We start from the raw sequence: 232 nt of genomic DNA on the forward strand, positions 1-232 counted from the left end.
CTTCTATCTCTACCAAAAGAAGGAGTTTCAAGATGAAAGAGTATCAAAGTTTGAGTCATACGAGGTGGGATTGTAAGTACCATATAGTGTTCATTCCGAAATACAGAAAGAAGTTGATCTATGGGGCATTGAGAAAGCATCTTGGGGAAATATTTCGGGAGTTGGCCAAGCAAAGGGAATGCAGCGTAGTTGAAGGTCACTTGATGATTGACCATGTTCATATGTGTTTGAG

1 protein-coding gene is annotated in these 232 nt (G+C 40.1%); it reads left to right on the forward strand.

The genetic code is table 11. The annotated features are described in order from the left end of the window. Positions 1 to 32 precede the first annotated feature (32 nt). On the forward strand, positions 33 to 232 hold a 200-nt coding region (tnpA, locus tag ACO0LL_RS30465; RefSeq protein ID WP_422954557.1), incomplete at its 3' end, for an IS200/IS605 family transposase.

Source organism: Undibacterium sp. TC4M20W, assembly GCF_049340245.1.
Taxonomy (GTDB): Bacteria; Pseudomonadota; Gammaproteobacteria; order Burkholderiales; family Burkholderiaceae_D; genus Undibacterium.